Origin of the sequence: Bacteroides congonensis (assembly GCF_900130125.1) — a bacterium.
In the GTDB taxonomy this organism is placed as follows: Bacteria; Bacteroidota; Bacteroidia; order Bacteroidales; family Bacteroidaceae; genus Bacteroides; species Bacteroides congonensis.
In genome coordinates this window covers 910,306-923,243 of the sequence record NZ_FQXY01000009.1, presented here as the reverse complement: position 1 = coordinate 923,243, position 12,938 = coordinate 910,306, and the positions used below count along the sequence as shown (strand labels likewise).

At 34.1% G+C, this 12,938-nt stretch carries 12 protein-coding genes; all 12 read left to right on the top strand.

The features are described 5' to 3' along the window. Window positions 1-20 precede the first annotated feature (20 nt). Window positions 21-443, top strand: a complete 423-nt coding sequence (locus tag BQ7997_RS10515) for a DUF5675 family protein (protein ID WP_073346073.1) — start codon at window positions 21-23, stop codon at window positions 441-443. A 25-nt stretch (window positions 444-468) separates the two neighbouring features. Then, window positions 469-1,725 (top strand): phage portal protein, encoded by a 1,257-nt coding sequence (locus tag BQ7997_RS10510; protein ID WP_073346071.1) that lies wholly within the window; start codon window positions 469-471, stop codon window positions 1,723-1,725. 51 nt (window positions 1,726-1,776) lie between these two features. Next, window positions 1,777-2,364, top strand: coding sequence for an HK97 family phage prohead protease (locus BQ7997_RS10505; RefSeq protein ID WP_073346070.1), 588 nt, complete (start codon window positions 1,777-1,779; stop codon window positions 2,362-2,364). Further along, window positions 2,361-3,500 carry a phage major capsid protein gene (locus tag BQ7997_RS10500; protein ID WP_073346068.1) on the top strand — a complete coding sequence of 380 codons (1,140 nt, stop codon included), beginning with the start codon at window positions 2,361-2,363 and terminating at the stop codon, window positions 3,498-3,500. The genes BQ7997_RS10505 and BQ7997_RS10500 overlap by 4 nt, the downstream gene beginning before the upstream one ends. A 106-nt stretch (window positions 3,501-3,606) precedes the next feature. Beyond that, a complete protein-coding gene (locus BQ7997_RS10495) occupies window positions 3,607-3,924 on the top strand; it encodes a head-tail connector protein (protein WP_073346067.1) in 318 nt (105 codons plus the stop codon). Beyond that, window positions 3,921-4,238 carry a phage head closure protein gene (locus tag BQ7997_RS10490; protein WP_073346066.1) on the top strand — a complete coding sequence of 106 codons (318 nt, stop codon included), beginning with the start codon at window positions 3,921-3,923 and terminating at the stop codon, window positions 4,236-4,238. The genes BQ7997_RS10495 and BQ7997_RS10490 overlap by 4 nt, the downstream gene beginning before the upstream one ends. Continuing rightward, window positions 4,238-4,699 (top strand): hypothetical protein, encoded by a 462-nt coding sequence (locus tag BQ7997_RS10485; protein WP_073346064.1) that lies wholly within the window; start codon window positions 4,238-4,240, stop codon window positions 4,697-4,699. The genes BQ7997_RS10490 and BQ7997_RS10485 overlap by 1 nt, the downstream gene beginning before the upstream one ends. Then, the gene (gene gp17, locus BQ7997_RS10480; protein WP_073346062.1) at window positions 4,692-5,108 is read left to right on the top strand and encodes a tail completion protein gp17; all 417 of its coding nucleotides are present in this window, start codon (window positions 4,692-4,694) and stop codon (window positions 5,106-5,108) included. Before BQ7997_RS10485 ends, gp17 begins: the two co-directional genes overlap by 8 nt. A 19-nt stretch (window positions 5,109-5,127) precedes the next feature. Further along, window positions 5,128-5,595: a phage tail tube protein gene (locus BQ7997_RS10475; protein ID WP_073346061.1), complete on the top strand. Its 468-nt coding sequence runs from the start codon at window positions 5,128-5,130 to the stop codon at window positions 5,593-5,595. Between the two features lie 192 nt (window positions 5,596-5,787). After that, complete coding sequence (locus tag BQ7997_RS10470; RefSeq protein ID WP_073346059.1) at window positions 5,788-6,450, top strand: hypothetical protein; 663 nt, start codon at window positions 5,788-5,790, stop codon at window positions 6,448-6,450. A gap of 20 nt (window positions 6,451-6,470) precedes the next feature. Continuing rightward, window positions 6,471-10,562, top strand: a complete 4,092-nt coding sequence (locus BQ7997_RS10465) for a phage tail tape measure protein (RefSeq protein ID WP_073346058.1) — start codon at window positions 6,471-6,473, stop codon at window positions 10,560-10,562. Then, the gene (locus BQ7997_RS10460) at window positions 10,562-12,937 is read left to right on the top strand and encodes a hypothetical protein (protein ID WP_073346056.1); all 2,376 of its coding nucleotides are present in this window, start codon (window positions 10,562-10,564) and stop codon (window positions 12,935-12,937) included. The genes BQ7997_RS10465 and BQ7997_RS10460 overlap by 1 nt, the downstream gene beginning before the upstream one ends. Window position 12,938 lies beyond the last annotated feature (1 nt).

Sequence of the window (12,938 nt, the reverse complement as noted above, 5' to 3'; positions counted from 1 at the left end):
CATATCTATTAAAAATAGAAATGGATTTAAAATTAAAAAGAATATTTCGTGGTGATAAATATACGATAGGGCACTTGTACATTGATGGTAATTACTACTGCGATGTGCTCGAAGATACTGATAGAGGTCTGACCGATGATATGTCAGAGGAAGAGATAAAGAGAATAAAGATATACGGCAAAACTGCTGTTCCCAAAGGTCGATATAAGATTGAAGTCACATATAGTCCCAAGTTTAAACGCTATTTACCTATTTTATTGAATGTGAAAGGCTTCACTGGTATCAGAATACATAGCGGAAATAGTGCCGAAGACACTTTAGGTTGCCTTTTGGTAGGCTTCAACAAAGAAAAAGGAAAGGTTTTAAATAGCCGTGTCACTAGTGATAAGCTGACAGCATTGCTACGTAATTGTGAAGAAGAAATTCATATCACTATCGAATAAAAATAAAAACACAAACAAAATAAAAATGAAATTCAATTTTAGAAATATATTTAAAAATAAGGAAAACAAACGAAGTGGAGAAGTCAATGTCAGATACGTGGGAGCTAAACAGAACAAGTATTCCCCAATCTATGATGAAGAAAAAGCCTTAACCAATAGCGTTATATATAGAGGTGTTTCCATCCTGACGGATTCAGTTGCTTCGATTCCTCTTTCAATCTATCGAAAGGATAAAAAGGGCTTTTGGAAAATTGATGAAAAGAATACATTATATAATGTCCTAACGAGAAATGCCAATGAAAGACAAACAGTATATGAGTTACTTGAAGGAATTGTCTTCCAAATGGTGATGTACGGCAATAGCTACATATTGATAAAGAGAAATGCAAGTTCTGACGTAAAAGAATTAGTATTGTTATATCCTCACACTGTTTATCACGATGTTATTTCAAACACATACAACATTACAGATACCTACAATGGTGTTTCAGGCTTATTTAATTCTAATCAAATTATCCATCTACGACACAAATCTTTAGAAAATATTGTCGGAAAGTCAGTTGTAGATTATTGTGGTAAAACTTTAGGTTTAGCGAGTGCTTGCGATTCAGAATCATTATCTACATTATCTAATGGTAACAAGATGAAGGGTATTATATCTTCAGAATCTAGTGTAATTGGATTTGGCGATGCACAGGATAATCAATTGATTGATATTCAAACAAATATCCAAAACGAGATTGATTCAGGAAAGGATATAATGACTTTGCCTTCAGGCGTTAAATTCCAATCTATGAGCTTGTCAGCAAAAGATAGTTTATTGCTTGATAACAAGCAATATAGCTTATCTGATTTAGCCCGTTTTATGGGTGTATCATTATCCAAGTTGGGTATTTCTTTAGGGTCGAATTACCAAGCAGCCCAGCAAGACCAATTGAATTTTTATATCGATACCTTAAATCCGATTTTGAAAAAAATCGAAAACGCTTTTAATTCAAAATTAATTGCTGATTCAGTTTCAAATCGCTACAAAATAGAGTTTGATAGAACATCATTAGCCTATTTCAATGACATTATGAAGAATTATAAATCAATGCTTGAACTTGGAATCCTTAGTGTTAACGATGTACGTAGAAACTTCAATAAGGATGAAGTTGATGGTGGCGATGAAATCTTGGTAAGTACCAATCTTCAATCCATCCAAAATTACAAAGTAACAATAGATAATATCGATAATCCAATTGAAAATGAATCAACTGAAAATCAAGATGTTACATCTTGATTGATACTAAAAATAACAAAACAAACATACAGGTAAACGATTTATAAAACTATGGAAATCAGAAGCATAGAAACTACATTTGAACAAAATGACAATATAATTGAAGGTTATGCTATTCGTTTTAACTGTACTTCCAACGTCTTATACGATAAAGAGAAAAGAAGATTCTTCAGAGAAATAATTGATAGAGAAGCCATCAATCAAGAACTGATAGATAATAGTGATATTAAGTTCTTATTCAACCACGATAAAGAAAGATTATTAGCAAGAAGAAACAGGGGAACTGGAAGCCTGAACGTTGAACTTCGTGAAGATGGTGTGTATTTCAGTTTTGAGATTCCAAATACCACTGTTGGTGGTGACTTGAAAGAAATGATAAAAAGAGGTGAGGTGACTACTTGTTCTTTTGCGTTCGTGGACGGGGATTCAATAGAGTGGGACTTTAGTAATAGAGAAGTACCAACACGAACCGTAAAATCAATTAGAGGACTTTTCGATTTAAGTGCCGTATTTGATGCAGCATATTCTCAAACAGAAATCTCTTGTCGTTCATTGAACGAAATGATAGAAGCACAAACACAGACAGACGAAACTTGGAAACAAGAATTAAATAATTACAGACAAAGACTTAACGAATGAATCAAGAGTTGATTGATAAGATAGCGTTGCTCAAAGAAGAACTTAGAGAATTGATAGACAACGCTGAAACAGAAAAAAGAAGTCTTTCAGATGATGAAAAAATTCTCTTTGAAAATAAAGAGAAACAAATAAAAGACTTGCAGACACAAATCGAAGACACCAATAAAAGAAGTGTCGATAATAATGTAGAAAAAAACACAGACAAAAATAATATGAAGAAAACTTTTAAAGAAAATATTGCTTTAGCTATGCAAGCTATCGCTAACAACAGAAGCATTGAAGATTTAGAAAATGTAGCAGGTAACGTTATTTCATTGAGAGCAGGCGAAACAGGTAACACTACTTCAACAGAAGTTGATGCAGTTAGAGGTGAATACGCTACTGAATTGTTAGAACCACTCCAAGACGCATTAATCGTTGATAAGTTGGGAATCAAAGTCATCACTACTGGTAAGGCTGTTGTAATGCCATCCGTATCTTCAGTTGAAGCTTCAATTGAAGGTGAAGTAACTGAATTGGTAGGACAAAAACTTGAATTTGCGAAAACTAAAGTAACTCCTTTCCGTGTTGGTTTATCGCTTCCTTTCTCAAATACAGCTATCAAAGAAGCTGATATTAATTTAGTTAACTATGCTATCAACTTAGCAGGAAAGAGCGAAGCCCAATTAATCAACAAAGTAATGTTCGCCAAAGAAGCTGTTAACGGTCAAAAAGGTGCATTTGTTGACGCTTATGCTGCTGAAACTGGTAACACTGCTATTAGCTACAAAAACATTGTAAAATTAGCAGCAAAAGTTAAGAAAGCTAACGTAATCTTCGATAACACAGCAGCTTATGTTGTTTCTCCTGATGTTGAAGCCGAATTAAAAACAACTCCAGTTGACGCAGGTAGTGGTAGAATGGTGTTAGAAAACGGTCAAATGAACGGCTTCCCTGTATTGGTGTCAAATGCTGTTGAAGGCTACATTGGTTTTGGTGTATTCTCAAATTTCTTAATCCAAAAAGTTGGTGCGCCTGATATGGTGGTAGACAATTTATCACGTTCAAAAGAAAATATCACTGAAATCAACTTTAACGACAATATCGCATTGCAAACCATTAGAAAAGAAGCATTTGCGGTAATGAAAATTGCATAATTATATAATTTCATAGATGATTGAGACATTAAATTAATTGATGTCTCTTTCATTTATTTATTCAATTTTGATTTTAAATAAAAATAAAAACTAGCGATAATTAAAAATGAGATACGTAACAGTAGAAGATATTAAAAAACATCTGTATATAGACTTTGAAGCTGATGATTATATTATCGCTGATTCAATTGATGCAGCACAAGAGATTATTGAGAAATACTTGAATGTGAAGTTATGTGATTTAGTGATTGATGAAAGGCTTCCGTACCCGATATTACAAGCAATAAAAATAATGGTGGGTAACTTATATAACAACCGTGAAGGGGTCTCTTTTAATGCAGTTCCATATAAAGTTCCTTTTAGTTTTGAGTATCTGCTTCAACCATACAAATCTTATAAAAGAGAAAGTGAGGTAGCCCAATGAGAGCAGCACTATTACGAGAGTTTATCACTATATATAGGTATGAGAATATTCAATCAGAGACAGGACAGATAACCAAAGAGAAAAAGGAGATAGCCCTATTGAGAGCATACCGATTAAAATCGACAGGTTCAAATAAAGAGGTAGCGAAAGAATTATTTGATTCTCAATCGATTGTATTTCAAATAAGATACTTTTCTGATATAAGGGATTCCGATATACTTGTATATAAAGACACTGAATATAAGATAGTATCTATTGATGAGAATATTTGGGACAGGACACTCAAAATAACAGTTCAAAAAATCAATAAGTAATGACTAATAAGGACTTAGATGTTCAAATAGAACTGATTAATTTAGAGACTGTTAAGGATGCGATTCAAGAGCTAGGTGATTCAATTACTCAACACAAAGTCGTTGATGCAGCTTTGAAAAAGGGTGCTAGATACTTAATGAATAAGGGACGCTTGAAGTTACGTCAACGGATGAAGAACCGCAAGGGTGTGTCGGGTAACTTGTTGAAGTCATTCTCATATAGGATTAAGAAACGCAAGTTCGGTGCATTAATCGGTTTTAAAGAGAAAGGACGACACGCACATCTTGTCAGTCAAGGAACTAGAAAACGTTATACCCGAAAAGGTCAGTATAGAGGATTCGTAGTTGGAAACGCCTTTTGGGAAGATACACGGAAAAAGGAAACTCCTAGAGCTATGTTGATTATTCTCAATCAGATAAAAGCATCAATAACAAACATAAAAAATAGACGAAATGGATAATGTAACTTTTTATCCTTCCAAATTACAGACAAAATTTAGTGTATGTACATTGATAAGGGAAAGGCTATTGGCAGACGAAAAGATAAAGGAATTGGTAGGAACACAGATTTACCCAATAATCGCTCCTGAAGGAACAACAAATAACTATATAGTCTACGTAAGAGACGAATATAGTATCGATAGAACGAAGGTAGGAATTGCTTTTCATAACTGTATTGTTTTTATCAGTTGTGTTTCTTCTTCTTATGATGAATCACAAAAAATCGCTGATGCAGTCTTTCAAACCTTGGATGGCAAGTACAAAATAAATTCTGAACAACACAATATAAATGCTATCGAACTAGTTGATAGTACAGAAGATTACGATGGAGATGTTTATATACAAACTCTCTCATTTTCAATAAAATAAAAAAACAAAAAATAAAAATATGGCAAATTATACATCAGATAATTTAATTTTAGGTGATGAGTTATTCCTTTATGTGAAGGCAGGAACGGGTGACACTTATTCTCCTATTGCTTACTCAACATCTTGCTCTTTGAACTTGTCTCAAGATGCAATCGACACTTCAAACAAAATGGCGGGAGTGTGGGCTTCTGCTCTTCCAGGTAAGTTGCAATGGACTGTAAGTACCGAATCTTTAATGAGTTACGATGAAACAGGCTACGGCTTCTTCGTTGATATGATGACACAAAGAAAGCCTTTTTTAATAAAGTTCGGACAAACAACTGACATTTCAGCAGGTGACTTCACAATGGACGAAACTAAGACTTATTATACAGGTCAAGCATATTGTACATCTTGTAATTTGAGTGCAGATAACGGTTCGGTTTGTACGATGTCAATCGAGTTAACGGGCGATGGTGCATTGACTAAAACAGACGCAAAAGCATAAAAACAGTAATTATTTGAAGGTGGCTAATTAATTTTAGTCACCTTTTTTATATATAATAATGTACGTGCGCGCGTGCGTACCTTTATATATATAGTTGTGCGAACAGTGCGAACTTTATTTTTAGGTACGCATAGTTCGCACTTTTTTTATTATTCATTTTAATCATTAAAAACATATCTAATAAAAATAGATATGAAGAAATTAAATTTCAATTTAAAATTAAATATCAAATCAATTATATATTATGAAAGGTTGACTGGAAAACCGTTCTCAACGTTCACAGGTTCAGAAGAAGATGTCATTCCTCTGCTTTATTGTATGTTGGTAGCGAATAATGACTTCAAGCGCACCTACGAAGAAACGATACAATACTTATTTACTGATGAAAAATTTGTAGAGGAAATTAATTCAAGGCTTCAAAAGATTTTTCTCTTTGAGAGTCAGTTCTTCAATAAAGAAGAGGTAGATGAAAAATTACCTTCTCAAAATAATACCCAAAATAAAGAGGAATCAAATAAAGTCTATATCTATCAGTTAGTACCAATCTTGGTGATGGACTGTAACTTGGATATTGATTATGTTCTCAATGAGATGCACTACTCCGAAATAGATAGTTATATCAAATACAGAGACGATAAAAACAAAAACAGACTAGAAGAAAAAAGACTGTTTACCTATTTAACCATAATGCCACACATCAACGCTAAAAAACTAACAGTTAATGAATTACTACCATTCTCTTGGGAAAAAGAAGAAAAGGAAAAAGAAGGATTAAAAGTGATTGATAATCATAAAGATAAGTTACATCAATTTATGAATAGCGGTCAAATCGAATGGAAACAACCTACTGAATAAAAATACAAACACAAACATAAATGAGCAAAAAACTAGATTTCTCTATCGCTGTCAAACTGGCGGCAGAGAATTTTAATAAAGGAATAAAAGGAATACAATCACAACTTGGTAAGTTTAAGAAGCTAGCTATCAATGCTTTTGCTGGCTTTTCAGCCTTATCTTTTGGTCGTGATATGATTCGTGCGGGTGCTGATTTTCAAGACGCTATGGCACGTGTTCAGGCTATCAGTAAGGCTTCCACCAACGATTTGAAGTCATTACGAGAAGAAGCAATGAGATTGGGACGTGATACGAAGTACACGGCAACTGAAGCTGCAAGTGCACTGGAACAGTTAATCCGTAACGGTCTGAAGCCACTTGCAGCAAAAGAAGCGTTAGGCGGTGTGTTACAGTTAGCTCAATCCCAAGCAATTAGTTTGGCGGAAGCAGCCGACATTGCTACCACATCAATGAACGCTTTTGGCTTGTCTACTAAGGACTTAACTAGAATTAATGATGTACTAGCAGCAACCGCAAGTAATACAGCTACTAACGTGTTGGAATTATTTGAAGCGTTCAAGATTGCCGCTCCGATTGCAAAATCAGCAGGCGTTAGTCTTGAAGAAACAGCTACCGTATTAGGTGCTCTAGCAAATCAGGGCTTCCGTGGTTCTGAAGCGGGAACAGGTCTCAAACAGGTGATTCTTGCGATTGCGGACAAAACGCCTGACGCCATTAAGGTAGCGTCTAAATACGGAATCCAGTTGGATGAAGTATCATTACGTTCTGAAGGTTTGATAAAGACATTGGAGAGAATGAAGGCTGCTGCTATGGGTTTTAGTATTCAGGATTTAAGTCAGTTCGCAAACAAGTTGGGGTCGCCAAAGATGGCAGCAGTGCTAAATACCGATATGTCAGAGCTTTATCAAGCCGTAGCCAACAGTCAAGGTGAAGCTGCACGAATGTTTGACGAGGGTTTGGGTGAATTTGAAAAGGCTCAAAAGACGTTGAAGTCTGTTTATGAAAACACTCAAATTAAGGTATTTGATTCATTTAAGAATTTTTTTACTGAACCATTAAATATACTAGCTGAATTTATTCGTAGGATTCAAGATGTTCCTACCGTGATGGTGGCTTCAATCGGGCTTGCTCTATCTAAAATTGGTGGATTATTTCAAAAAACACAAACTAAATTGAAGAGCTTTGCGGAAGCAGAATACAGTAAAGAATTAAACAAAAGAAGTGACGCTTATCAAAATGCTGCCATAGCTCAAAGTATCACTAATATAAATCAAGGTGTCAACAAAGATACAGCAAACTATTATAAGTTGTTACATCAAGAACTGGGACAAGTAGCCGATAAATTCGATTTAAGTACAAAAAATGGAAAGGTTTATCAGAAATTGATGAATGACCTAACCTATATCACAAACGCTAGCACCACAAATACACAGAAGTATAAGAGAGCTATCGCCAATGTCGCTGATACTTTATCTACCTTCAATCGTCAAAGTCAGAATGTTAATGTCAATGTACTACGTACCGCATACACGGACTTCGAGAGAGACAAAAGTAAGATTATTGCTAGTGCTAGCAATTTCCAAAGTACAATGACAACGGTATTTTCCAAGATTGGAAATGCTGCTAAAACGGTCGGACGTTCGATTTATAGCTTTTTTGGTGGTTGGGTTGGTATCGCTTTGACATTGGTAAGTGTCATCGGAACTTCTTTGGTTAGTGCTTGGAGAAAGAGCACTGAAGCGGTAAGGAACGCCAATAAGTTGATGAATGAAGCCACCACAAACAATAATAAGTTAGAGACTTCATTTCTTCAATTAGTATCAATATTGAGAGAGCACGAATCAAGTAGTTATGCTTGGCAAGCTGCTATGAGTAAGCTAAAAAGAGAATACCCTGAACTATTGGAAAAATTACATCTTGAAAAAATATCAGTTAATCAGAGTGCCGAAGAATATGATAAGTTAGCAAATCGAATCAAAGACGTAATCAAATGGCAAAAGCAATATAATCTGTACAAAGCTAAAAATGATGCCATCGAGGGATTAAATAAGAGCTTCTTTGAAAATAATTCTGTTTTCAATGAATTAATGAATAATATTCAAAAGAGATTTGAATCTAACGGATTAATAAAAGAAGTAGCAAAAATAAGAACTGACGATTTAAAGAATAGCGTAAATAATATTTTATTATCTGATAAAAACGATACAATTAAGAAACAAGAATTAATTAAATTAATTCAAGATGCTTTCAAAAATGATAAAAATTCAGCTTCTTTAAATTCAACAGCAGAAAGATTTGCCAACTTGACAATAGCACATTATAATGCTAAAGCAGGATTGAAAATCAAAGAGTTAAATAGAAACTTTCCTGAAGGTGAACCTATAAAAGATAAGTTGACATCTGACATTGATAAATACTTATCAGATAAGGAAGGCGAACTGAATTTGGCTATCGCCAACGTAAGAAAAGAAGGTGCTGCAAAGGGATGGGGTGATGAACAAATTAAACAGAAAATCAACACTTTAGCAAAAGATTTGATTGATGAAATATATAAGGAATTGGACGGTCAAACCTATATTGATAAAAAGGGGGATAAGCGTTCCTCATTGGAATATGCTCAAACTACTAGTCCATATCAATTCATTAAAAATCAATCTATTGCCAATATCGCCAAACCTGATAAAAAAGCTGAACAACGTGAAAATTCAATCGCTGACGCTGAAAAGAGATACGCTATCAATCTTGATTATTACACAAAAGAATTAAAATTAAATTTGATTGATGAAAAGAAATTTCACGAGAAAAAATTATCTGCTCTTCAATCACTTATTTCTAGTTATGAGTTCAACGGAGACGCAAGTAAATTGGAGACTCAAAAATATAAGGATTTGATTAAAGAAAGAGAAAATTTAATCAAGACGCTAAAGAAAGAGAATGACGATGCAGAACGAGCTAAAGAACTTAATCGTTATAATCGTGAAGCTAGTTCTCGTGCCGCCTACCTGAAGAAGAACTATGATAATGTGGTGAATGGTGCAGGTCGTGAGCGCATTAATAAGTGGGATTTCCTTTCATTTGATAAAAAAGAAGATAGAGAAAATGAGGTTTTAACAGGTTACTTAAAAGCTCAATTGGATAAACTCAAACAACTACGTTCCAACATTTCTGCTGAAGACATTGCTAAAGCAAAAGAGTTACAGACGGAAGGTTCTAATGAACTATTAAGGCAAGTTGAACAGCTTGATAATGCTATTGAGAAGTTAGGTGAACACGTTACCAACTTGGAAGACAAGTTTCAATTTAAACAAGCCCAACAACGTATTAAAGATTTGAAAAAGCAGATGGATAGAGGTATCTATGAGGGCTTAAAAGTTACACTTGCTGAAACTCCCAAAACATTTAAAGCTCTTATTGATTCTTTTGAAGATTGGGATGAAATGACAACTTTTGAAAGATTCCAAACCTTTGTAGATAGCTTGTTTGGTGGAATCGATGCGATATTGGAAATGTATAGTGCCTGGAAACAACTTACTGACGTTATCAATAACTATAAGACTGCTACACAGACACTTAGTATGATTGAAAACGGTGCGACAGCACAAAGAATCGCCAACACACAGGCTGAAGCTAATGCGGTTATGACTGCTGAATTGAGTAAAACAACTGCTAAAGCTCAAAGTACAACTCAAAGTATTGCATTAGATTCTGCGGCTGCTGCTAGCACTAAAGCGACAGCAACATCAAACGTTGCTGCTAATACTAGTGAAGCTGCTTCTTCTGCTGCGAAAGGTGCTGCAAAATTGCCTTTTCCGATGAATATCATCGCCATTGCGGGTGCGATAGCAGGTGTCTTAGCTTTATTCAAAGCGATTCCGAAATTCGCCAATGGTGGTGTAATCGGTGGCTCAAAATTTAGTGGTGATGCTAATCTGGCTAGGGTCAATAGTGGTGAAGCTATTTTAAATGGTAGTCAACAGGCACGCTTGTTTAAAGTATTGAATGGTAATTCACCTGTTAACCAAATGAACGGTCAAGTTGAGTTTAAAATCAGTGATAAGGCTTTGGTGGGAATCCTTAAACAACATAATAACAGAATAAACAGATTAATCTAATGTACAAATTATTATATACTTCGATGTTCAAAGACATCGATAATAATTCAATCGAAATAGAAATATATAAGAATTTTGAGGATGCGGCAACAACAGTCGCACCCTCCGAATTACAATGTTCTGCTGACGCTGTTAGTATCAACTATGAGAGTGATGATGATGTATTTAAGCCCTTAAAATGTTCTGATTGTCAAATCAATATAGTTACAAAAACAATATTAACAGAGTTATATACCGCATTGAAAAATGAAATTTATTGCTTGATTAAAAAGAATGGTAAGACAATATGGTGTGGTTTCTCTGTTCCTTGCCTGTATCAATCTGACTATGACAATGAATATAATCAGTTATCTCTTCAATTTAATGATATTCTATCTTCCTTAGAAAACTACAAATATACTTATGTAAATGATAGTCAATCAATAGTTAGTTTCTATTCAATTTTAAAACACATAATAAATAAAATTGATTCAAACAATTTAATTAAAAATATTTATGTACATAATTCAAAAAGAATAAATGGTACAACAGAACTACTGAATAACCTATTTATTTTAGATAGAAATTTCTTTGATGAAAGTGAAGAAGCTGAAAACTGTAAGGACATTATAGAGTATATATCGAGGTTTCTAGGGACAACCTGTTATTATTTTGAGGATTCGATTTATTTCACTGATTTTAATTCGATTAAATCTATCAAAGAATACACCAAATATAATTTGATTGATGATACCAATTCCCTAGTAAGTATTGATAATAATGTAATTGATGTAAATAGTAATGTGTATTACGCTAACGCTGCAATATCAATTAACGAACAATATAATAAGGTAGTAGTAATAGCTAATACAAATTCAAATAATACGATTATCCCTGATTGGGATGATGATTTAATTAATCAGAACGCTGACCCCAATAAATTCTATGAAACACATAGAAGCATTGATAATAAAGACTATACGATGCTTAATGCCTTCTTCAAAAGTAGGTCAAATTGGAACTGGCAGAAGCCCAATATATTGGGTGTCGTACTAGAAGAAATTACAGTTCAAAATGCAGATTCAAATGGCTCGTACTGGCAAAAAGTTGCTTCTTACGAGACTGAAAATGAGCCTTCAAGCCTTAGTTGGAAAACTTACTTTACAATGGCTGATTATGGTCTAATGGGATTAAAAACAACGAGTGGCGTTCAACTTTCATTGAAGAACCGACCACCGATTGCAGTAAAAGGTGGGACGTTCATCATTGACATAAAGTACAAATTATCAGGCGATTGGAATGCTTCAAATCACGTTAAAACTAGTGATGAACAATATTATAATGGTAAGTACAGCACAGGCTTCTATGATACTATGTTTCAATGCCGACTTGCTATCGCTGATAAAATGTACTTCGATGGCGAACAGTGGGTAAGTTACACTGAATATCAAAATAAGGTGGATAGAGGTTACTATCAAGTGTGTCAAGGTCCTAACACGTGGCAAGGAGCACGTTGGTATCGCTATCTTGATGAATACAGCTACTGGCGGTTCTGTAATGAAGCTGAATACAATGCAAGTACACGTGAAAAATACACTGGTGGTTTTGCTGATGTAAATGCAGTATATATGTTTATGCGTAATGGTGAGAGGATTTTCGTTGAAAAGTGGTACTATGATGAATGTAAGTTGCAGGACTGCTTTTATTTAGTTCATAAAAATAAGGTTGATGATAAAGTATTTGACACAGAATATAGTTTAACAAATACTGTATCTTGGAGAATGAACCTTGCTGACAGCGAAGATGGGGTGGCGATACATTTGCCTGAAGACAATATTACTCTAGGCGAATTGGTATTTGAATTATATCCTGCAAACCAATTGGGAACTGTACCGATGCGTAGAACCGACCAAGAACCAGTTCGATGCAACGCTTTTCATTTATCCGACATTAAATTGAAATACACCACTTCATCTTACGTTAAAGATGTATTCAATGATGAAGTATATGATGATGATATAAAATTCGAAAATGTAATCAATGAGGAAATAGTAAAAGAACTGGATGATATTGAATTTCGTGTGAATACCTTCAACGAGCATTCAGGTAGTTATTCTTATGTATTATTCAAGCAAGGAGACAGCTATAAATTCGTAGACAATATTTTTGATATATCATCTAAAGAAACAAAAAAATCAGAAGAGCATTGCATTGAAAAATACACGAATTATTATTCAAAACCGAGATTTATTTATTCAAATTCAATAAAGAATAAAAATGTAAATCTCAATTCGATTCTTAATGAAAAGAGTACTCAAAAAGATTACATAATAAATTCGATAGTGTACGATTTAATTAATAATAAAGTTGATGTTCAGCTAAATGAAATTAATTAGA

Excerpts from the sequence above, each read along its gene's own strand:
- BQ7997_RS10515 (WP_073346073.1), top strand. The coding sequence starts at position 21 with ATGGATTTAAAATTAAAAAGAATATTTCGTGGTGATAAATATACGATA.
- BQ7997_RS10510 (WP_073346071.1), top strand. The coding sequence starts at position 469 with ATGAAATTCAATTTTAGAAATATATTTAAAAATAAGGAAAACAAACGA.
- BQ7997_RS10505 (WP_073346070.1), top strand. The coding sequence starts at position 1,777 with ATGGAAATCAGAAGCATAGAAACTACATTTGAACAAAATGACAATATA.
- BQ7997_RS10500 (WP_073346068.1), top strand. The coding sequence starts at position 2,361 with ATGAATCAAGAGTTGATTGATAAGATAGCGTTGCTCAAAGAAGAACTT.
- BQ7997_RS10495 (WP_073346067.1), top strand. The coding sequence starts at position 3,607 with ATGAGATACGTAACAGTAGAAGATATTAAAAAACATCTGTATATAGAC.
- BQ7997_RS10490 (WP_073346066.1), top strand. The coding sequence starts at position 3,921 with ATGAGAGCAGCACTATTACGAGAGTTTATCACTATATATAGGTATGAG.
- BQ7997_RS10485 (WP_073346064.1), top strand. The coding sequence starts at position 4,238 with ATGACTAATAAGGACTTAGATGTTCAAATAGAACTGATTAATTTAGAG.
- gp17 (WP_073346062.1), top strand. The coding sequence starts at position 4,692 with ATGGATAATGTAACTTTTTATCCTTCCAAATTACAGACAAAATTTAGT.
- BQ7997_RS10475 (WP_073346061.1), top strand. The coding sequence starts at position 5,128 with ATGGCAAATTATACATCAGATAATTTAATTTTAGGTGATGAGTTATTC.
- BQ7997_RS10470 (WP_073346059.1), top strand. The coding sequence starts at position 5,788 with ATGAAGAAATTAAATTTCAATTTAAAATTAAATATCAAATCAATTATA.
- BQ7997_RS10465 (WP_073346058.1), top strand. The coding sequence starts at position 6,471 with ATGAGCAAAAAACTAGATTTCTCTATCGCTGTCAAACTGGCGGCAGAG.
- BQ7997_RS10460 (WP_073346056.1), top strand. The coding sequence starts at position 10,562 with ATGTACAAATTATTATATACTTCGATGTTCAAAGACATCGATAATAAT.